Source organism: Variovorax sp. efr-133-TYG-130 (genome assembly GCF_030208835.1).
Classification (GTDB): domain Bacteria; phylum Pseudomonadota; class Gammaproteobacteria; order Burkholderiales; family Burkholderiaceae_C; genus Variovorax.
Genome location: NZ_JARVTD010000028.1, coordinates 49,898 through 70,504, shown reverse-complemented (window position 1 = coordinate 70,504; position 20,607 = coordinate 49,898). Strand labels below are relative to the sequence as shown.

20 protein-coding genes and 1 pseudogene are annotated in these 20,607 nt (G+C 61.3%); 12 read left to right on the top strand and 9 right to left on the bottom strand.

Going from position 1 to position 20,607, the window contains the following annotated elements; translation table 11 throughout:
- The first annotated feature begins 24 nt into the window (after positions 1 to 24).
- Positions 25 to 1,365 carry a glycerate kinase type-2 family protein gene (locus tag QRN67_RS22395; protein WP_285413670.1) on the top strand — a complete coding sequence of 447 codons (1,341 nt, stop codon included), beginning with the start codon at positions 25 to 27 and terminating at the stop codon, positions 1,363 to 1,365.
- Positions 1,366 to 1,527: 162 nt separating this feature from the next.
- Positions 1,528 to 2,970: an NAD-dependent succinate-semialdehyde dehydrogenase gene (locus tag QRN67_RS22390; RefSeq protein ID WP_081269345.1), complete on the top strand. Its 1,443-nt coding sequence runs from the start codon at positions 1,528 to 1,530 to the stop codon at positions 2,968 to 2,970.
- A gap of 15 nt (positions 2,971 to 2,985) precedes the next feature.
- Here QRN67_RS22390 and QRN67_RS22385 read toward each other — a convergent pair whose 3' ends face one another.
- From QRN67_RS22385 to QRN67_RS22355, 7 genes are all read right to left on the bottom strand, one after another.
- Positions 2,986 to 3,702 (bottom strand): MgtC/SapB family protein, encoded by a 717-nt coding sequence (locus QRN67_RS22385; RefSeq protein ID WP_081269346.1) that lies wholly within the window; start codon positions 3,700 to 3,702, stop codon positions 2,986 to 2,988.
- 415 nt (positions 3,703 to 4,117) lie between these two features.
- Entirely contained in the window at positions 4,118 to 6,883 is a 2,766-nt protein-coding gene (mgtA, locus tag QRN67_RS22380) for a magnesium-translocating P-type ATPase (protein ID WP_285413668.1), read from the bottom strand.
- Positions 6,884 to 7,107: 224 nt separating this feature from the next.
- Positions 7,108 to 7,311, bottom strand: a complete 204-nt coding sequence (locus QRN67_RS22375) for a hypothetical protein (RefSeq protein ID WP_285413667.1) — start codon at positions 7,309 to 7,311, stop codon at positions 7,108 to 7,110.
- A 368-nt stretch (positions 7,312 to 7,679) separates the two neighbouring features.
- Positions 7,680 to 8,171 carry a hypothetical protein gene (locus QRN67_RS22370; protein ID WP_285413666.1) on the bottom strand — a complete coding sequence of 164 codons (492 nt, stop codon included), beginning with the start codon at positions 8,169 to 8,171 and terminating at the stop codon, positions 7,680 to 7,682.
- A 50-nt stretch (positions 8,172 to 8,221) separates the two neighbouring features.
- Positions 8,222 to 8,776 carry a hypothetical protein gene (locus QRN67_RS22365; RefSeq protein WP_285413664.1) on the bottom strand — a complete coding sequence of 185 codons (555 nt, stop codon included), beginning with the start codon at positions 8,774 to 8,776 and terminating at the stop codon, positions 8,222 to 8,224.
- A 226-nt stretch (positions 8,777 to 9,002) separates the two neighbouring features.
- Positions 9,003 to 10,091, bottom strand: coding sequence for a tyrosine-type recombinase/integrase (locus QRN67_RS22360; RefSeq protein ID WP_285413663.1), 1,089 nt, complete (start codon positions 10,089 to 10,091; stop codon positions 9,003 to 9,005).
- A gap of 36 nt (positions 10,092 to 10,127) precedes the next feature.
- Positions 10,128 to 10,700 carry a hypothetical protein gene (locus tag QRN67_RS22355; RefSeq protein ID WP_285413662.1) on the bottom strand — a complete coding sequence of 191 codons (573 nt, stop codon included), beginning with the start codon at positions 10,698 to 10,700 and terminating at the stop codon, positions 10,128 to 10,130.
- Between the two features lie 245 nt (positions 10,701 to 10,945).
- Between QRN67_RS22355 and QRN67_RS22350 the strand changes: the two genes are divergently transcribed.
- The 10 genes and pseudogenes from QRN67_RS22350 to QRN67_RS22305 all read left to right on the top strand — a co-directional run bounded on the left by QRN67_RS22350 (position 10,946) and on the right by QRN67_RS22305 (position 19,282).
- A complete protein-coding gene (locus tag QRN67_RS22350; protein WP_285413661.1) occupies positions 10,946 to 12,388 on the top strand; it encodes an SIR2 family protein in 1,443 nt (480 codons plus the stop codon).
- 65 nt (positions 12,389 to 12,453) lie between these two features.
- Positions 12,454 to 12,897 (top strand): TIR domain-containing protein, encoded by a 444-nt coding sequence (locus tag QRN67_RS22345; RefSeq protein ID WP_285413660.1) that lies wholly within the window; start codon positions 12,454 to 12,456, stop codon positions 12,895 to 12,897.
- A 43-nt stretch (positions 12,898 to 12,940) separates the two neighbouring features.
- Positions 12,941 to 13,465: a toll/interleukin-1 receptor domain-containing protein gene (locus tag QRN67_RS22340; protein ID WP_285413659.1), complete on the top strand. Its 525-nt coding sequence runs from the start codon at positions 12,941 to 12,943 to the stop codon at positions 13,463 to 13,465.
- A gap of 180 nt (positions 13,466 to 13,645) precedes the next feature.
- Positions 13,646 to 13,885 (top strand): hypothetical protein, encoded by a 240-nt coding sequence (locus tag QRN67_RS22335; protein ID WP_285413658.1) that lies wholly within the window; start codon positions 13,646 to 13,648, stop codon positions 13,883 to 13,885.
- Positions 13,886 to 13,968: 83 nt separating this feature from the next.
- On the top strand, positions 13,969 to 14,646 hold the full coding sequence (locus tag QRN67_RS22330; RefSeq protein WP_285413657.1) for a phage portal protein: 678 nt from the start codon (positions 13,969 to 13,971) through the stop codon (positions 14,644 to 14,646).
- Positions 14,621 to 14,770, top strand: a pseudogene (locus QRN67_RS22325) (lysozyme); the annotation flags it as partial. The gene QRN67_RS22330 and the pseudogene QRN67_RS22325, both read left to right, overlap by 26 nt.
- Positions 14,767 to 15,312, top strand: a complete 546-nt coding sequence (locus QRN67_RS22320; RefSeq protein ID WP_285413656.1) for a hypothetical protein — start codon at positions 14,767 to 14,769, stop codon at positions 15,310 to 15,312. The pseudogene QRN67_RS22325 and the gene QRN67_RS22320, both read left to right, overlap by 4 nt.
- A 278-nt stretch (positions 15,313 to 15,590) precedes the next feature.
- A complete protein-coding gene (locus QRN67_RS22315) occupies positions 15,591 to 17,018 on the top strand; it encodes a hypothetical protein (protein WP_285413655.1) in 1,428 nt (475 codons plus the stop codon).
- Between the two features lie 258 nt (positions 17,019 to 17,276).
- Positions 17,277 to 18,443, top strand: coding sequence for a phospholipase effector Tle1 domain-containing protein (locus tag QRN67_RS22310; protein ID WP_285413654.1), 1,167 nt, complete (start codon positions 17,277 to 17,279; stop codon positions 18,441 to 18,443).
- Between the two features lie 560 nt (positions 18,444 to 19,003).
- Positions 19,004 to 19,282: an HNH endonuclease gene (locus QRN67_RS22305; RefSeq protein ID WP_285413653.1), complete on the top strand. Its 279-nt coding sequence runs from the start codon at positions 19,004 to 19,006 to the stop codon at positions 19,280 to 19,282.
- 201 nt (positions 19,283 to 19,483) lie between these two features.
- Here the strand turns inward: QRN67_RS22305 and QRN67_RS22300 are convergent, their stop codons facing one another.
- Together QRN67_RS22300 and QRN67_RS22295 are read right to left on the bottom strand one after the other, a co-directional pair.
- A complete protein-coding gene (locus QRN67_RS22300) occupies positions 19,484 to 19,957 on the bottom strand; it encodes a hypothetical protein (RefSeq protein ID WP_285413652.1) in 474 nt (157 codons plus the stop codon).
- A 2-nt stretch (positions 19,958 to 19,959) separates the two neighbouring features.
- Positions 19,960 to 20,523 carry a Panacea domain-containing protein gene (locus QRN67_RS22295; RefSeq protein WP_285413651.1) on the bottom strand — a complete coding sequence of 188 codons (564 nt, stop codon included), beginning with the start codon at positions 20,521 to 20,523 and terminating at the stop codon, positions 19,960 to 19,962.
- Positions 20,524 to 20,607 lie beyond the last annotated feature (84 nt).

The following is a 20,607-nucleotide window of genomic DNA, read 5'->3' as shown; positions in this document are numbered from 1 at the left end:
TTGCCGGTCTGGAGACAAACCGCAATGACCGCTTCGAATCCGTCCTTGGCCCCCGCCCCCGATCCACGCAAAGACCCGCGCGCCTTTCTCGAACATCTCTACCGCGTGGCGGTGGACCGCGCGCTGCCGTTGTCCACGCTCGGCCCCCATCTGCCGCCGCCGCCCAAGGGCCGCACGCTGGTGCTGGGCTGCGGCAAGGCGGGCGGCTCGATGGTGCAGGCGCTCGAAGCCCTGTGGCCGGCCGACGCGCCGCTGTCGGGGCTGGTCGTCACGCGCTACGACCATATCCCGCCGCGGCCCGAGGGCCTGCCGCAGCGCATCGAACTGGTCGAGGCCGCGCACCCGGTGCCTGACGAGGCCGGCCTGCGGGCAGCCGAGCGCATCCTCGCGCTCACCAAGGGCCTCACGGCCGACGACCTGGTGCTGTGCCTGATCTCGGGTGGCGGCTCGTCGCTGCTGGTGCTGCCGGCCGAAGGCCTGACGCTGGCCGACAAGCAGCGCATCAACACGCAACTGCTCGAAAGCGGCGCGAGCATCGGCGAGATGAACTGCGTGCGCAAGCACCTCTCCCGCATCAAGGGCGGCCGGCTGGCCGCGGCCTGCGCGCCGGCACGTGTCGTCACCCTCACCATCAGCGACGTGCCCGGCGACGACCCGGCCATCATCGCCAGCGGACCGACGGTGCCCGACGCCACCACCTGTGCCGACGCACTCGCCATCCTCGAGCGCTACGCCATCGACGTGCCCGCGCCGGTGCGCGCGCAGCTCGAAAGCGGTGCGCTCGAAACGCCCAAGCCGGACGATCCGGTGTTCGAGGGCCACCAGACGCATGTGATCGCCACGCCCCAGCAGTCGCTCGAAGCGGCCGCTCGGGTGGTGCGCGCCGCCGGCCTCGAGGCGCACATCCTCAGCGACGAAGTGGAAGGCGAGTCTCGCGAGGTCGGCAAGGTGCATGCCGCGCTTGCGCGCGCGGTGGCGCTTCGCGGCGAGCCCTTCGCCAGGCCCTGCGTCATCCTGTCGGGTGGCGAGACCACGGTGACGATCCGGCCCCGCAAGCCCGGCCAGGCCAAGGGCCGGGGTGGGCGCGGCGGCGAGTTCTGCATGGGCCTGGCCGGCGCGCTCATGGGCCAGCCGGGCGTCTGGGCGCTGGCGGGCGACACCGACGGCATCGACGGCATGGAAGACAACGCCGGCACCTTCGTCACGCCCGACACGCTGGCACGCGCGGCCGCCAAGGGCATGAAGCTGTCGGACCACATGGACCGCAACGACGCCTACACCTACTTCGGCGCCATCGGCGACCTGCTGATCACCGGGCCATCGCACACCAACGTCAACGACTTCCGCGCGCTGCTGGTGTTGTAACGGGGCTGTTCGCCGGGCGCGGGCGGGCTTTGTGAACTCGGGTTAATCTACGCGTTCCGGCGGCCGTGGCTGCCGTCGTCGCCAGCGCACCCTTCGGGGTGCCGCGTCGCACAGACCCGATTTCCCCTTTTCATCATCCAGTCCCCGAAGGAAAAGTTCGTCATGACCGCTACCTACACCGACACCCGCCTGCTGATCGACGGCCAATGGGTCGACGCCGCCGACGGCAAGACACTCGACGTGCTGAATCCCGCCACCGGCAAGGCCATCGGCAAGGTGGCGCATGCCGGCATCGCCGACCTCGACCGCGCCCTGGCCGCCGCGCAGCGCGGCTTCGAGGCCTGGCGCAACACGCCCGCGAACGAGCGCGCCGCCGTCATGCGCCGGGCCGCCGGCCTGATCCGCGAACGCGCCCCTGAAATCGCCAAGCTTCTCACCCAGGAGCAGGGCAAGCCGCTGGTCGAAGCCAAGGGCGAAACCCTGGCCGCCGCCGACATCATCGAATGGTTCGCCGACGAAGGCCGCCGCGTGTATGGCCGCATCGTGCCGTCGCGCAACCTGGCCGCGCAGCAGCTCGTGCTGAAGGAGCCGCTGGGCCCCGTCGCCGCGTTCACGCCGTGGAACTTCCCGATCAACCAGATCGTGCGCAAGCTCGGTGCCGCGCTGGCCACCGGCTGCTCGTTCCTGGTCAAGGCTCCCGAGGAAACCCCGGCGTCGCCCGCCGCGCTGCTGCAGGCCTTCGTCGATGCCGGCATCCCGCCCGGCGTGGTGGGCCTGGTGTTCGGCAACCCCGCCGAAATCTCGAACTACCTGATCGCCCATCCGATCATCCGCAAGGTCACCTTCACCGGCTCGACCCCGGTCGGCAAGCAGCTGGCCGCGCTGGCCGGTGCGCACATGAAGCGCGTGACCATGGAACTGGGCGGCCACGCCCCGGTGATCGTGGCCGAGGACGCCGACGTGGCGCTGGCCGTCAAGGCCGCCGGTGCCGCCAAGTTCCGCAATGCCGGCCAGGTCTGCATCTCGCCGACCCGCTTCCTGGTGCACAACAGCCTGCGCGAAGAGTTCGCCCGCACGCTGGTCAAGTACACCGAAGGCCTGAAGCTCGGCGACGGCCTGGCGGAAGGCACGACCATCGGCCCTCTGGCCAACGCCCGGCGCCTCACCGCCATGGCCCATGTGCTGGAAGATGCCCGCAAGAAGGGCGCCACCGTGGCCGCTGGCGGCGAACGCGTGGGCGACACCGGCAACTTCTTCGCGCCGACCGTGCTGACCGACGTGCCGCTGGACGCCGACGTGTTCAACAACGAACCCTTCGGCCCCATCGCCGCCATCCGCGGTTTCGACACGCTCGAGGAAGCGATCGCCGAATCGAACCGCCTGCCGTTCGGCCTGGCCGGCTACGCCTTCACCAAGTCCATCAAGAGCGCGCACCTGCTGAGCCAGAAGCTCGAGCTGGGCATGCTGTGGATCAACCAGCCCGCCACCCCGTCGCCGGAAATGCCGTTCGGCGGCGTGAAGGATTCGGGCTACGGTTCGGAAGGCGGCCCGGAAGCGCTCGAGGCCTACTTGAACACCAAGGCGGTTTCGATCCTCGGCGTCTGAGCCGGCGCTTGCCGGTCACTCTTCGGCGGCGGCATTCCAGAAGGCTTGCTGCACGCCGTCGAGGGCTTCGAGATCCTCGATGACACGGTCGAGCTCCGCGGGCTCGACCGCCGTCGCATAAAGCGTCGCGCCGATCTCGGTGTCGGCCGGCCCGAAAGGGTGCTGGTCGACATCGCGCACCGGATAGTTCGCGGCTTCGAGCAGCAGCAGCAGCTGGTCCATCACCTCGGGCCGCGCCGCGCGCGTGCAGATCACGCGCACTACATAGGTCGCTTCGCTCGCACCCTCGCTGATCGGCTGCCGGTTGATGCGGTTCACCACCGGCCGCAGCAGCGTGTTGCTGGCCAGCACGAACAGCGCCGCGATCAGCGCTTCGCCCAGCAGGTCCGCGCCCGCGCAGGCGCCGACCGCCGCCGACCCCCACAGCGTTGCTGCCGTGTTGAGCCCCGTGACGTTGGCGCCTTCCTTCATGATCGCGCCGGCACCCAGAAAGCCGATGCCCGACACCACATAAGCCACCACCCGCACCGCGCCGCCGCTGCCGTCGAGCCGATAGGCCATGTCGACGAACACCGCCGCTCCCACGGCCACCAGCGTGTTGGTGCGCAGGCCGGCCGTGCGCTGGCGTATCTGGCGCTCCAGGCCGATCACCGAGCCGAGGATGAAGGCGGCCGCGACGCTGATGAAGGTGTCGAGCAGCGAGTTCAGGTTGATGTTTTGAATGGCTTGCATCAAGAGTTCTCCTTGTTGTTTGTTCTGATGCCGATGGTCGATGGGGCAACAGCTTTCCTCTGATCCAGGCCGGCAGTTTGCTGGGCCAGGGTGTCATATGCGTGTCAAAGAGCGCGAGGCGCATTTGATTTCAGGTGGGCGCGCTCACGCCGACGGGGTACCTTGCTCCGCAAATGTCCTCCGGCCTGCGGCCTCCCCCTTTATTTCGCTGCGCAAGGCACCCCGCCGTCGTGATCGTTCAGAGCACTTGTTGATCAGCCGGCACAAGAGCGGCGCTCGTCGTGCGCAGGGCGCCGGGTGCTCCCCGCAGCGAAATAAAGGAGGAGGGGCGCAGCCCCGGGGGACATTCGCGGAGGGGAGTACCCGGTGGCCTGTGCACGCACCCCGAACAATGCCCCTCGAGACTCGACAAGAGTCACTGCCACCCATACCGCCGTCCATACCACCCCTTCACCGTCTGCGTCAGCACCGCATAGCCGATCAGCATCGCCACCAGCCACGGGAAGTACGCAAGCGGAAGCGCCTGCAGCTTGAAGTAGTGCGCCAGCGGCCCCATCGGCAGCCAGATGCCCACCGCGGCAATGGCCGCGCCCATTGCCAGCAGCGGCCACGACGCGCGGCTTTGCAGGAACGGGATCTTGCGGGTGCGGATCAGGTGCACGATCAGCGTCTGAGACAGCAGGCCCTCGACGAACCAGCCCGACTGGAACAGCGTCTGGTGATCCACCGAGTTGGCGGCGAACACGAACCACAGCACGGTGAACGTCAGGATGTCGAACACCGAACTCAGCGGCCCGAAGAACACCATGAAGCGGCCCAGGTCGGCCGGGTTCCAACGCTGCGGGTTCTTCAGGAACTCGTCGTCCACGTTGTCGAACGGGATCGCGATCTGCGACACGTCGTACAGCAGGTTCTGCACCAGCAGGTGCAGCGGCAGCATCGGCAGGAAGGGCAGGAACGCGCTGGCCACCAGCACCGAGAACACGTTGCCGAAGTTCGAGCTTGCCGTGATCTTGATGTACTTGAGCATGTTCGCGAAAGTGCGGCGCCCCTCGATCACGCCTTGCTCCAGCACCATCAGGCTCTTCTCCAGCAGGATGATGTCGGCCGATTCCTTCGCCACGTCCACCGCGCCGTCCACCGAAATGCCGATGTCCGCGGCACGCAGCGCCGGTGCGTCGTTGATGCCGTCGCCCATGAAGCCGACCACATGCCCGTTGGCGTGCAGCGCGTGCACGATGCGCTCCTTGTGCGCCGGCGTGAGCTTGGCGAACACCTGGTGCCGTTCGACCAGCACGCGCAGGTCGGCGTCGCTCATGTCCTCGATCTCGCGGCCGAGCACCATGCGGCCGGCTTCGATGCCCACGTCGCCGCAGACCTTGCGCGTCACCAGCTCGTTGTCGCCCGTCAGCACCTTCACCGCCACGCCATGCTCGGCCAGCGCGCGCAGCGCGGGCGCGGTCGATTCCTTCGGCGGGTCGAGGAACGCCACATAGCCCAGCAGCGTGAGGCCCGACTCGTCGGCCACGCCGTATGCCGGCTTCTGCGCCTCGAGCTTCAGCGCGCGGCTTGCCACCGCCACCACGCGCAGGCCCTGCGCGTTGAGTTCCGACGCCACGCGATGGATGCGCGCGAGCACCTCTTCATCGAGCGCCAGCACCTCGGCGCCGCGTTCCACCGACGTGCACACCGACAGGATCTCTTCCAGTGCACCCTTGCAGACCAGCAGGTGCTCGCTGCCGCCGTTGGCCACCACCACCGACATGCGGCGGCGCGAGAAGTCGAAGGGCACCTCGTCGATCTTGCGGTAGCCGGTCTGAAGGCGCGTCTCGAGCTGCATCTCTGCATGGCTCAGCACGGCCTTGTCGAGCAGGTTCTTCAAGCCCGTCTGGTGAAAGCTGTTGAGATAGGCGAGCTGCAGCACGTGGTCCGAGCCTTCGCCCCAGGCATTGGTGTGGCGCTCGAGCACGATGCGGTCCTGCGTCAGCGTGCCGGTCTTGTCGGTGCACAGCACGTCCATTGCGCCGAAGTTGTGGATGGCCTCGAGCCTTTTGACGATCACCTTCTGGCGCGACATCACGACCGCGCCCTTGGCCAGCGTGGCGGTCACGATCATCGGCAGCATCTCGGGCGTGAGGCCGACCGCGATCGACAGCGCGAACAGCGCCGCCTCCCACCAGTCGCCCTTGGCCGCGCCGTTGATCACCAGCACCAGCGGCGCCATCACCAGCATGAAGCGGATCAGCACCCAGCTCACGCGGTTGATGCCGGCCTGGAAGGCACTGGTGCCGCGGTCGGTGGCGGTCACGCGCTGCGCGAGGGCGCCGAAGAAGGTGCGGTCGCCCGTATGCACGATCAACGCGGTGGCGGTACCGCTGATCACGTTGGTGCCCATGAAGAGCAGGTTCTCGCGTTCGAGCACGCCGGCGTCGTGTGCGCCGCGGTCGGCGACGAACTTCTCGACCGGCATGGCCTCGCCCGTGAGTGCCGACTGGCTGATGAACAGGTCCTTGGTGGTGAGCAGACGGCAGTCGGCCGGGATCATGTCGCCGGCCGACAGCGCAATCACGTCGCCCGGCACCAGGTCGCGCATCGGCACCTCGACGCGCAGCGTGCCGGCGTGCGTGGCATCGAAGCCTTCGTCGCCGGGCGATCCTGCCTTCTGGCCCGGCGCGGGCCGCAGCACCGTCGCGGTGTTGCTCACCATCGCCTTGAGGCGCTCGGCCGCCTTGTTGGAGCGCGATTCCTGCAGGAAGCGCAGCACCGTCGACAGCAGCACCATGCTGCCGATGACGAGCGCGGCCTTCATGTCGTCGGTGGCGTAGGAGATCAGCGCCAGCACCGTCAACAGCAGGTTGAACGGATTGCGGTAGCACTGCCACAGGTGCTGCCACCAGGGCAGCGGCTGCTCGTGGCGGACCTCGTTGCTGCCCAGGCGCTTGCGCAGCACCTGCGCATGGCCTTCACTGAGGCCGCGCGGCGAACTGTGGAGCTTGACCAGCATTTCGCCGGCGTCGGTGCGCGAGGCGGCGCTCAGAGCCTTGGCGATGTCGGCCGGCATGCTGGCCGAGCCGGCGGCGGCGGGTTTCGAGCCCAGCAGCGTCTGCCAGCGCTCGAAGTGATGCAGCATGTGGCGGCTGCGCAGGAAGCTCTCGAAAAAGGACTTCAGGACGTTTTTCATTTTTTCTCTCCTTCACGGCGGCAGCGCGGGCCGTGAAGGAAAGAAAAGCGCACGCCTCGGTCAATCAGGCGTGACTGTTCCTTCGCAGCACGGCACGCTGCGCTCTCTCTGGCTGGCAATTGATCGGACCAATGGACGGGGCGCGCAGGGGCGCAAATGAGGGGCTGGGTCCATGGGGGCCTCCTTTGTCTGCGTGCGTGAATGGGGCGGGGTGCGCGCGCGCTTCAGCGGTGCGCCGGGCGAGCGGATGGATCGAGCAGCACCAGGCAGCTGCGGATGCGGCGGGTGGTCCAGAGCGCGGCGGCCTGGTCGAGCGTGTCGTCGATGCGAGGCGCGGTGGCACTCGCAGGCGTGCCGCCGCTGTGCTGCGGCCGAGGCTGCGCCTGCTGCTGTTGCAACGGCTGCTGACGAGTTTCTAGATGACGCATGACAAGGCTCCTTCGCGTTGAAGGGCCTCGCGCACGGACGCACGCAAGCTGACTGAAAAAGCCAGTGACGAGAGGGGCGGGTATCGGGAGAAGAGAACCGCTTGCCGCGAGGGCAAGGGGGTCACGCTGCGTGCACGGCGGCCACAGCGCGGGAAGCCTGCGCTAGAGAGCCTGGAGTGTCACGCCTGCCGAGGCACGCGTCTTGTCACTGATCCAACTGGCACTGTCCACGCACGGGGCTCCGAAATGAAGATTTCACGATTGTTGCACCGCATCATGGATGCGTCAACCTTCGGGAATGGCTTCAAGCAATGCGCAGGGTCTTCTCTCGATCGGGTGGCGATCCGCACAAGGCCCTCCGGGCGCGTCTATGCCGTCGCTGCTCGCTTTCTCCATGCCAGACCGCCCGCCACCGCCAAGGCGAGGCCCAGGCCCAGCAGGAACATGCCGAGGGCATTGCCTCCGATCTCGCTGTTGTTGCTCGCGCTGATGGCACGGGCCGCGGCATTGGCATCGGTCGCCGTCATGGCCGTGGCGAATGCCGACTCCTTGCATCGCCCGAGCATCTCCGCGCCCTGATCTTTCATGCGCTCCTGGCATTTCGCGACCGTCGCGGCATCAGCCGCTGGCGCCGTGCCCCCGAAGGTAAGCATCGCACCTGCAATCAGAAGGATCACGCCGACCACAAGCAGTACCAAAGGGTTTTTCCTCACCTGACCTCCATAGAGTTGTTTCGCGCTCTGTACGTCGTTGGCTGGAGCGCGCGGCCTCAGCATATCCAGCGCGCGCCGTTCGACGCGGCCCGGACTGAAGGCCGGCAACCCGTGCGCTTGTAGTCTTTTGGCGTCCGCTGCGCGCACCTGGACGCGATCAATCTCTGCGCAGCTTGCGGATGCCTCGCGGCAGGGTGCTAAGGACTTTGAGGTCGCAGATAGCCCGCGTAGCACTCGGGACTCTTCTCGCTGCCCTGTACGCAGTCGGAGTGTCGATACAGCGCATCGATCTCCATCACGGGAACCGGCTTGTCCATAAGCATCTGTTGCCCGCTCACACGGCCTTCGAGGCTCACCAGCGTGAACTGGGCCACCAACTCCCGGTCATAACGCCCCGGGCCGCAGGCGACGAAATTCTGCGCATCGCGCGGCCACTGCAGCACGCCTTGTGCATCGAAAGTGGCATGCAGCAGGGTGAAGCACTGGCGAGCGCCTTCACGCGACTCGATAGCGCTGATTCCGCCGCTCCAGCGTACCCGGGCACCCTGCGCCCCAGGGGCCAGCGCCTGGGCCGGCGAGAGGTCTGCGACCGGGGCCCTGGACGCCAGCGCAGCTCCACCGCCTTCGCGATCCGTGGCGGCCATGGCATGCCGTGCGGTTGCTGCGCCGCGATCGGCTGGGGTCGCACAGGCCGCCAGAAGGGTGGCGGTGCAGAACAGGGCGGCGATGTGCAGGGGGCGATGCAGGGGCATCGTTCCATCCTACTGCGGCGACGCAGATCGCGAGGGCGGTCGCGGGTCCCGTCGAGCGCTGGAGGTGCTCTTTCCCCGTGGGACGAAAATGCCGTTCCACCGACCTTCTTGCCCCAATTGAGAAACCCTTCGATTATTTTCATCTGCACCGGCAGCATTTGCTGCGGCCCGCAAACCCGCATGCATGCTGGGCGCGGTAGGAAATCGGTAGGAATTCGGTCGGAACTCACCCAATCTTGACCTTCTGAAACTCGGCTCCGCGGTTGTTGGCATAGAGGTTCGCCGTCTCCTCGGTGGTGTGGCCAAGCAGCGCTTTCGTGTCGACGCCGCCTTGATCCATGTACGCTCGTTTGCACAGGCTCCTGATCTCGTGGAACGTGGGCAGATCGTCCTTTTCGCCCAGTGCTTTGACTACGTAGTCCGAGAAGCGCCGCGTGATCGTGTCGCGCCAGATCTTTCGACCTGGCGGGCTGTTTCCGTAGGGTTCGGTCTGGTGAACCATGAACTGGCTTACGACGCCCGTCCGTCTGAATTGGGCGATGGCATCGCGCAGGGTCATTCCCATCACGTCCGAGCGCAAGTCCAGCGGGATCGCGATCTTGACCTTGCCTTTGTTTTTCTTGGGTGCAACGAAGAGGTAGTCTTCCCTGACATCGGAAAACTTCAGATCGGCAACGTCATCTCGGCGCAGCCCGGTCATCATGGCGAGCAGGGTCGCATGTCGGAGCCAACTCGGGGCCTCGACCAACGCCTCCCACACCTGCAAGAAAGCGGCCAGAGTGAATCGCTCCCGGGTTACGACGACCTTCTGGGGTTCAGTCACGATTGCGGGGTTGGTGGTCATGTGGCCCCTGCTGATCGCTTTGTTGAAGGCTGTCGTCATCACTGAACGGGCACTTTGCGCTGTACGCGCCCCCCGTGTCTCCCGGATGGTGTCCAACGCCTTCGCTGTGTCCTGCACCGAAAGGCGTCCTAGGGCATGGCCGCCTATCTCGAGTTTGATCGCCTTGCAGATCGAGCCGTAGCTACGCATGGTGTTGTCCGCCAGATGCAAGCCGGCGTACCACTCGTCCATCCATTCGCTGACCGTTTTGTCCTTTTGCTGGATTCGATCAATCAATCGAGCCTTGCCCATCTGACCGGCAGCCCACAGATTCGCTTCCATGGCCTGCATGCGAGCGTCGGCGAGCGGGACTCGACCGATCTTGATGGTCCTTTTGGTGAGCGGGTTCATCCACACGAAGTAGCCAGGCCGGGATTCGGTGAGCCCGGCAGGCCATTCGCGGCGTGCCTTTGCGCGTGGTCGTGCTGCCATCAAGCCGCCTGCAGTCGACGGAGGTGTAGAGGAGGTTCAAGCGGAGTACTCCTGCTCTGCGATGTCGCAGAAAAATGAACATGAGGGGATGGCCTCATTGCGGCGGACGGGTCCGGGCGGCAGGTCACGCAGCGAATAGCGGATGCCAGTCTTGCGGTCGCGGAACAGGTACGCGCCTTCGCCGATCTCATCCTGGACCTGGCACAGTTCCTCGAACTCCTCGGGGAAGTCCTGCGCGATGGCGCGCCAGTAGCCCTCGCCGCCTTTGACACATCCGATGCAGTTGGCGTTGTCATAGCCGAGGCGGTACATGAGCGGCAGTACCAGTCCGGCACGCTCGACCATGGCCTTGCAGTCGCTCTTGCTCAGCCCGCGGTCGATGAGCGGCGCAATGACTGGGCGGTCGGGGAAGCGCTCGCGGAAGTCCTCCAAACGGTCAGTTTCCTCGGCCGTATACCCGAACACCATCACGTCGCCCGGCTGCTTCCAGGCGTCGAGCAGCTTGCGCTTCAGCAGGCGCGAGCAGGGCGCGCCGCGTGGGCCCTTCATGAAGCGCTCGCGTCTGAAGACCTCGACCGTTGACGCACCGTATTTCTCGTCGCGCAGCACCGTGACGGCCCGGCCCAGCCACGCTTCGCAGTCGGCAAGGAAGCGCCGGTTGCCCGCCTGCGTGCACTTGGGAGCACGTCCATCCTTAACGGGCGCGAGTAACTGGAGCGGCCTAGTAGCGATTACTACTTTCCGAGGCGCCAAGAACGAATGGATTTACCTAGGTTATGGGATAGACAAGCGGCAGCGTTACCGTTAGAAGACTGAATCAACATTTTCTAACACGCGTGAACGCAACAAGTCGCATGAAATTCAGTCGCGAAATCGAAGCCTTTATTAAGGTTTTCGTTAAAGACCTAGAAGAAAATAACGTGGCCTTATTCGCCGGGGCGGGAATGTCTAAATCATGCGGATATGTTGACTGGCCTGAACTGCTTAGAGATATCGCTGCAGAAATAGGTCTCAGGGTTGAAATGGAGCACGACCTGATCTCGTTGGCACAATTCCATGTTAATGAGCGTGGCGGAAGCGACGGTGTGTCGCGAAAGATTTTGGAAGAATTTTCCGAACAAGCAGAGTCCTCTCCGTCGCACGAAATTCTGGCCCGTTTGCCCATAAGAACCTACTGGACGACCAACTACGACAGCTTGATCGAAGACTCTTTGAAGAAGGCGTACAAGATCGCTGATGTCAAACACAGTCCCGATCAACTCAACCATGTCACGCCAAAACGGGACGCAGTGGTTTATAAGATGCACGGCGACGTGACATTTCCCAAAAAAGCAATCTTATACAAGCAGCAGTATGAGAGATATCATCATACTCACGAAAGATTTATCACGGCCCTGAGCGGCGACCTAGCATCAAAAACATTTCTATTTATCGGATTTAGTTTTTCTGATCCCAATTTGGACTACGTTCTGAGTCGATTGCATGTTGGAGGTGAGGGTGGACAAAAGACACACTACTCCTTCCTTAAAAAGGAGTCGCCGAAAAGAAAGGGAGAAAAGGTCGATGTCGCTGCTTATCGAACTCGCAAGCAGGAATTGCGAGTTGCTGACTTGAAAAGGTTTGGTATTCAAACCTTGTTGATCGACGACTACCCACAGATTCCACAGATCCTTGAGGAAATCGAAAGCAGATTTCGGAAGAAAACTGTTTTTATCTCCGGCAGCGCAGATGCCTTTGAGCCATGGGATCGAAATGATGCTCAGCGATTCGTTCACTCGCTAGCTTTGGAGTTGATTCGATCGAATCTCAGAGTTGTAAACGGATTTGGCTGGGGCATCGGGAGTGCTGTGATTAATGGTGCGCTTGAAGCGATTTACTCAAATCCTGGGAAGCATTCCGAAGATCAGTTAGTGATGCGCCCATTTCCCCAGTTCACCGCCAACCCTGCCGATCTCCCGATCCTTTGGGAGCAATATCGGCATCGCATGATTGGCTTGGCAGGAGTTGCGATATTCGTTTTTGGAAATAAATTAGACAAAGATCGCGAAATCGTGGAAGCTAACGGAGTAATTAGGGAGTTTGAAATTGCCGTTGAGCATGGACTCGTTCCAATTCCAATTGGGCTTACAGAGTACGCTGCACGTTCGATCTGGAATACCATCCAGGCCGCACCAAAAAAGTATTACGGCGATTTGCCTTGGCTTCCCCCTCTTATTAAAGAGCTGGGTGAAGCAAAAACGCCAAGGACTGAAATCGTTGCCAAGGTTGTACGGATCATTTCACAGTTAAATAAATAGAGTCTGGTATACAAACCGCTGCAGTATTTTTTAAGTGATGGTGAATTTTTATATTTGGAGTAAAAATGGCTAGAAAAGTATTCTTTAGTTTCAAGTATGACGATGTTGTTCGGGCGATGAACGTTCGAAATAGCAATGTAATTTCTGCGGATGTCAAATCGGGTTTTATCGATAAAGCTGATTTTGAAAGCGTGGCGCGTCAAGGAGATGCTGCAATCAAAAGGTGGATTGACGATCAAATGAGCGGAACAAGCGTGACAGTTGTGCTCGTCGGAGCTAATACCGATAAAAGTCGCTGGGTAAAATACGAGATCGAATCCAGCATTGCGCGCGGAAATGGCTTGCTAACGATAGACATTAGTAAGATTGGCGATTTTTTGGGAAACACTACCAATTATTGTGGCCTTACCGTTGATGGTTACCCCCATTACCGTTGGAACTCTGACTCCGGTCGCGAAAATATGGGGGCGTGGATTGAGAAGGCTGCAAAAGCTGCGGGTAAATCGTAATCGGAAGAACGGATGCGCAAGCGCAAAAAGAAAGAGAAAAAACATGGCGATCAGAATTGACTCGTTGCAAAGGGCCGCACGAAGAGGCGCAGTAGTTGTGGAAAATTATAGTGCAGCTATTGCCAAGCGTAAGAGTACGGCCTTCCTATGCCATAGTCATTTGGATAAAGAGCTTGCCAAAGGCCTGCAGATCGAATTGGCTCAAGCGGGTTGGGATGTGTTTATTGATTGGGAATTAGGCGTGATGATCGAGCGCCCCACTCGGGCCACGGTTGAGAGAATACAAAAAGAAATCCAAGAACGCGACTGGTTGATCTATTTAGCTACACCAAATTCTGAGCGTTCGCGTTGGTGCCCTTGGGAAATCGGTTTTGCGGACGGACGTAAATCTTCGGATAGCGTTGTTATCGTCGCAACAGAGGACAGCAACGGTACTTACGGTGCCGAATACTTAAACCTCTACAAGCAAATCGACGTGGACCCTGTCTTGGGATATGTGATGAGAAAAGTGGGTCTCCCCGCAAAACAAGTTCGTTCTGCGCGAACTATGCCGTCGCCTTCGCTTTAAGTCGCTGCGACTTGGCCCCTAGAGGGCGGTTTCTGGGAGGCCGCAAATTCCGCTTGTCTGTCCCGTGAAGGCTTGTCGCGCGTTCCCGGCCCAGTTTATTCAAGGCTAGGAGGAGGGTAGGCCTAAAGTTTGTGACTTGGTCCAGCGGAAATGTCCGCGATGAACTGTTTTCATCGCTGCATGGGCATTTACCGCCACCTCACAATTTCAGAACTCCAAGCGATGCGCACGCGCCTGATGGCGTCGCTGCAGGACCGACTCGCTTCGCCCACATCTGCGACCCATAACGGGCGCTCCGTTCAGTACCAGCAAAACGTCGCCGAGATACGCAAGGAACTCGCTGCGCTGAGCGAAGAACTCGAGGCGCGAGGCGCTGGTGCCTCCGGTGGGGCGGTGCGCGGTCCCATCTACATCGTTTGAAGATGAGCCGCCGAAATCGTCGTCTCATGCCCGCTGGCCCGCGCATTTCCGCGCTTGGCGCCAGCGGCCCCGCAGGCGCCGGAATGAACGCGCATGAAGCCGCGTCGATCAACGACATGGCCCTGCATGGTTGGAATCCCATCGCCGGCAGCGCCGATGCGGATCTGCTGCCGGACCTCGACACGCTGACTGCGCGCTCGCGCGACCTCGGCCGCAACAACGGCCTCATGGCCGGCGGCATGCAGACGATGCGCGACAACATCGTCGGATCGGTGCTCCGCCTCAGTGCGACACCTGACTATCGCTTGCTCGGCTGGACGCGCGAGCAGGGCCGCGAGTGGGGCAACGTCGTAGAGGCTAAGTTCCGCTCGTGGGCCGAGACCACCGAGTGCGACGCTGCGCGCACTCAGAACCTCCTCGGCCTCACGCTGCAAGCTCTCGGCGGCGCGATGCTCAACGGCGACGCTTTGGGCTTGCCGCTGTGGCTGCCGCGTCCTGGCACGCGCTGGAATACGCGCTTGATGATGGTCGAGGCAGACCGTCTCGCCACGCCCGTGGGCCTCGAACATCGCGACGACATCCGCAAGGGCATCGAGTTCGACCGCTGGGGCGCACCTGTGGCGTACCACATCCTCAAGCGCCACCCGGGCGATATGTTCGCGTTCGGCTTCTATGGCTTGACGCGAGAAGCGCAGCTCATGGAATGGGACCGCATTCCTGCGTTCACCGCGTGGGGTCATCGACGCCGGCCGCTTCGATGAGGCGGTGGCGAAGGTGCGCAACCTGTGGGCGAGCTTGCCGGGCGCGGGGTACGGACAGCCCGAGCATTCGCTCGAGCGGCTGCGCCGGGCATATCAGCAGGCCGGTGGAGTGATCGCGAAATGAAGATCCTTGACGTGGTGCCGTCGTGGCTGTGGGCGCTGTTGCTGATGTCGGCCGTAGCGTTCGTGGGCATTGAGCGCGCACAGGTGCTCGAGGCGCACGCTGAAGTGTCGAAAGCACAGAAGGCGCTCTCGGACGAAAAGCTCGACCGCCAAACCGAGAACACACGACGCGCCATCGCCGCGCTCGAGGACTTGCAGCGCGTGCTCGCGTTGCAAGCCACCCATGCCCAAGTCCAGAAGGAAAACATCGATGCCTACGAAAAGAAACTCGCGAATCTCGACAGCCGTCGCCGTGCTGCTGCTGGCGATGTTGAGCGCGTGCGCAAGCAATTCGCCGACTATGCCGCCCGTGATCGGGACCAAGCCGCAAGTGACCGCGCTGCCTGCCTCCGTGTTGCGGATCGATCCGCAGTCCTCGCAGGAGTGGCTGCGCGAGGTGGAGAACTACTTGAGCGAGGTCGATTCGTTGTTGAGCAGCGAGACGCTGAAGTAGGCGTGCTGGTTGAGATCGTCCGGAACGACAGAAACGTCACGGCGAAGTGACCGCTTAGTGGCTCGAACACTTTCGATTTTGGACCCAGAGCGCTCATTTGTCCCTTCAGATTGATCGCCCGAAAGTCGACGCTCGCACCGCTAAGTAGTGAATGGAGTAGCCGGCAGGCTGACACCGTCAACCAGGCTCCGAACTATTCCTCTATGGAAAATCAACGCTTTGCCATCGCGCATCTTGGCGGTATAAACGCGGGCAATGTGCGCCGTGACTGCGCGGGAGTTGTCTCCAGCAAGTTCGTCCGGAGGCGCGAGAAACGGGGGACTCGAGCATGATGTTCAAGCATTTCCTGGCTTTCGTGTTGGGCGCTTGCTGCATGGTGACCGCCTGCCGCGCGGATGAGGTTCTTCGCATCCGCTCATTGAATAGCGTTTCTAACCCGGCCGATCCCGGTCAATCGGCAGGCAGTTTCACAGGAATGCGAGCTGTCGCCGAAAGGGCGCTCAACACCAACGTCGTTTTCGTCCACGGCATCGGATGGACTCAGCAGACTGGCAGCAGCGAGTTCGGCGACAAGCTAGTTGACGCCATTGCGCGCGGCTTCCCCGACGCTAAGATCCGCCCCGACAGCACTCATTGTGGGACCTCGTCGCTGGACGGTCGACGGGAGTTCAAGTCCAACAAGCAAGGGCTGCGAATCTACTCGGCGAAACCGATGGCGCTGACAACGGACGACCCCAATTTCTCAGTGACCGTTGGTGAGCTCGGATGTTTGGATCGTCGGGTAGTCGAATTGCGCAACGGAAGCACGATCACGATCTATAGGTTCCTGTGGGACGACGCCATGTGGAACGGCGCTGAGTGGTTCCACATGGGCTACGACGACCCCTTGCCCTCGAAGAATGGCGAGAAGATTGGCCACGTTGGCTACGATGATCCCGACAGTCTCCGTGCGAGTCTGAATTCCCAACTGAAGAACTCAGTCGTCACTTACGGCTTGACGGATGCTGCGCTCTACATGAGCCCGGTCGGAGGCATGATGCGGGAGGGCGTTCAGGCGGCCGTCTGCGCGGCACTCACCGGCGAGTTCGACACGGAGCTTCAGAAGGGCCAGTCTGCCACGGCTTCAAGCCTGTGCGCCGCTACGCCGACCTCGCAGTCGCCGCTGTTCGTCGTGTCCCACAGCCTTGGTAGCCGCATCGTTTTTGACACGCTGATTTCGGATCTACCTACAGTGCTGGCCGATCGCATCGAGCAGGGAACTTCCGGAAGTGGCATTGAACTTCATATGTTCGCCAATCAGATTCCGCTCGTCGGAGTCGGTCGAATGGGAGACACGCGCTCGATCAGGCGCATCGCCGGCAAGCAACTGAAGATCGTGGCGTACTCCGAAATCAACGACCTCCTAACCTTCGAGCTGGTGCCCTACTTTGAGCAGCTCTACTACGTGCGCTGCTACGGCCCGAAAGCTGGAGATTCGACGTGCTCAGCGGGCGCCGTCAATGAGTTCACGAGGCGCACGTCTAACTTCTATGAGGATCAGGCGGAGAGAAACAAGCTGGTATCGGATCTTGGGTTTGATGTGGTGGACGTGCGCTTGAAATATGCCCCCAATCAGATTTCGATCTACTCGGGTCTGAAGGACCCGTCCATCGCGCACTCCGGTTATATCGATCGGGATGTCGTGCTGGGAATGTTGCTGTGCGGCGTTGAAAACGGCAAGCCCCGCGCATCGCTTGCAGGTTGCCGGGGTAAGTGACAAGTCGTTAGTCGTCACCAGTTTGAGATTCGTCAGCTCAACTCGGATGTTGGCGACGACCGCAAAATGAACGGTATGTTGATTTGATGCGAACTGTCTTCGAAGACGCCGAGACGGCGGTTTCACTCGGAGACATCCTGATCTGATTGTCCTTCGGCCTACCAACTTCATGGGGTGTTTGTTGCCCCAAGAAACCCGAAAATTGGTAGTGCCACGTGCGCAACGCCTTTCGAGTCATTTCCCTGGAGGCTTATAAAGATGAGCAAGGTTATTGTTTTCTGTGCAGACGGCACATGGAACGGTCCGGGCGACAGCGATGATGCAGAGAAGGACAGTCCAGGGAATTCGAATGTCTACCGACTTTTCGACCATCTGATGGGGTCTGCGCTGGCACCGGACGGCGTGTGGGGTCTGAAGCATCTGCAGAAAGTCATCAACAACGCCGACGGAACCGTTCGCCAGGTTGCCCTGTACACGCACGGGGTCGGTGCCAATCACGCACTTCCCTACATGCAGATGATCGGCGGCGGCTTTGGTGGCGGGCTTACAACCAGGCTTCGTTTGGGCTATGCGTTCATCTCGAAACACTACACACAGGGGGATCAAATTTTGATCACGGGTTTTAGCCGAGGCGCCTACACGGCGAGGGCGGTTGCCGACATGATTGGAACCATCGGGCTTTTGCGGCCTGAGTTCGCCGACGGTCATATGACTACCAGTTACGCGGCTTCCGCTTGGATAAAGTACCGGCAGTCTCTGGCTGAGAAGTATCCGATGGCACCTATTCCGAGGGCATCGATGGACGCACACAAGCTGTTTTTGACGCCCTTGCGCAGAAAGCTTAAGCCTGACTACTTGGTGCCCGCCGATGTACATGCAATCGGTGTGTGGGAAACGGTCGGGGCCATGGGCATTCCGCAGTACAAGCGCGGTACCAATGAAAAGGTTGACGGATATGGGTTTGCCAACCCTATACTTAATTCGCGGATCCACCATGCCTTCCATGCAGTCTCCGCTGACGAGCGCCGTGGCGATTTTCAGTCCACGCTTTGGGAGCCTGATTCACGGCTGCGTCAAGAAGTCTTTCCTGGCGCGCACGCTGACGTCGGGGGAGGCTACCCCGAACGCGGCCTTTCTGACGTGGCACTCGCGTGGATGATCGACCGCTTCGCCGAATCTTCGGCCATTGAATTCGCACCCCTGATGCCAGCTGAGTTCCGGCCGAATCCGGTTGGCGTCGCTCACCAACCCTGGACACATGGTCCCATTTACCCGCAACGGCCGATTGCAGTGAGGCATTACCCTCGAACCCACGTCTTGCTAAACGATGCTGTCAGGGCGCGTATGGGCGCATCGAGCGTGCAGCCGGATCCGCTGCGGCCGCCGGAGAAATATCAACCGGCGAACTTAGCGAATCTTTTCTAGCTCGGCGACCTCGAACTCCCACATTTGAGTACGTGTCAATGCGCCGCGCTCTCAACTGATGCAGGCACTCAACCTGGGTTCGCGAGCAACGACTCATAGCGACTGTAACGGTCGTGCCGGAATCGTAGATCGACTCAATTACGGATGATTTTGCGGCTCCCTGATTGGTATGCATGGATGTACAGACAAGATCTGTGGGCGAACTCCCGAGGCAAAGATCTTCTCAATTGCGGATGACCTCGCGGACCTCTTGGTCGAGCAATATTCCGAGAAGAAGCGCAAGTAGCTTTGGGTCTTCGCTGCCACATCCTGCAGCGATACCTCGCGCCATCGGTCCCCACCATCACGCCAAGCGATCCATCGCTGATCTCGATCCGCACGCGGTAGAGGGTGGGCATGCGGGGGTTGTCGCGGCAGCGTGTCGCGCTTTAGAATCCGCCCGCTCGGGTTGATGCCCGACCGTGCGATCCAAGATGGCACCCGCCGATAGCCCAAGGCACGGCGCCCGCAATGCACCAAGTGCCAGCGGGGACTTCCAAGTTCAACCTTAGGAGTTCCCAATGCGGAAATCACAACGTCAACGAAATCGAGAGCGCGCCCGCCGTGCGCAGCGTGGGACCTGCATCTACTGCTGCCGGCCCATGGGCAAGGACGTGACGGCCGAGCACCTGGTCGCGCGCATGGATGGTGGCAAGGACTCGCGCGGCAACATCGTAGCAACCTGCAGCCGCTGCAACGCCGGCCGCCATGCGCTCTTCCCCGCTGGAGCACCAGAACCTGAAATCTACCAGGCCTTTGTGCTGCTGATGCGCTCCGCCGGCCTATGGCCACCGCGGTAGGCAAAAAAAGACCCGCTGAAGCGGGTCAAAGGGTCATCGACTTGACCCGAGGATGCGGCGAGGGCCGCCGCGGGTCGATTCTTCAACTGGTGCCCGGTTGGTGTGTGTGAAAAACTGCGCGAGAGAGCGTCAACAAAGGTCAGACGCCGACAGCCGTCCTGCGCGCCCATGAAAAAGCCGCCTCGAGGGCGGCTTAGTTTTCTAACCTATATTTAGATCTGGTGGCAGCAGCGCGTCGCACAACTCTGGCACATCTGCGGGGGCAATCATGGGCGCATACTTCAATGCGGCCACCATTTGCTCCTTCAAATCCTTCGAGGCATCGCCAAGGACCCAATCTGGATGATTCAGAAGCTCATTGATGACTGCGTCTGCCGGGTAGGCCCGCGCTTGACTGCAGTCGACATGAGAGTCGTGATCCATAAACTCGTGCTCAGCCTGCTGCATTGAAACCTGGCATCTAAGAAGTTCCGAGTTTCTCTGCACAAAGCCCGTCAACTCGGAGTTGATGACACATGTGATCGCATCTGCGTCGATTCTGAGTAGCACAAATCGCTTCTCTTTTACTCGGCCATCGTCCATCCGTGCGCGCATCTTGAAAACGACGCCCGGCACCAAGCGGCGAACAATTTGTTCCCTACGATATTCAATGGGAAAGTTCAGACCCAGTGCCATCTCTACGCGCTGAGATGCTCCAGGACTTCTTCGGCGTTGTCGAGCGTTTTCGCGATCGACTCCAGCTTCATTGAAGCTGTGCCCACCTTTGCTTCCAGGGCTGCGTCGTAGGCTTCTTGCCACGCCGCATCATGGCTAAGGGCTGTGCGTTGCTTAAACGACATGCCACCATATTGCCGAATCGCTTCTTCGATGCACTCGATTTCGGCAGCAGAAAGAAGAGCCATATTGGCTTCTCGGCGCGAACGAATTGTTGAGCCGTCAGGTCCGATGTCAAAGGCGCCAGATACAGCTTCCACAAAAGCTGGATTGGTCCACTCAGATACCGCGTCCAGCTTTGCCGCTTTCAGCAGGTCGTATGTACGCGAGCCAACAGGCCCAAATTTCATGGCTGTGTAGTCGTCGCCGCTCGCCAAACGCCCATAGCGCGAGAGATGAATGCGATCGGCGAAATATCGCAGTTTCAGGACTTCGTGGAACGATGCTTGGCCGCCTTGACGGCTTGCAATGAAAAGAATCGACTCCACAGCGGTCTTTGGAGAAAACGTCTTTTCTCTAATGGCCATAGTGGTCTCCGTGCGCAATGCACTGTATGGAAATACAGCGATTGTACCGATTTATACAGGACTTGTCCACAGGGTAATCCACAG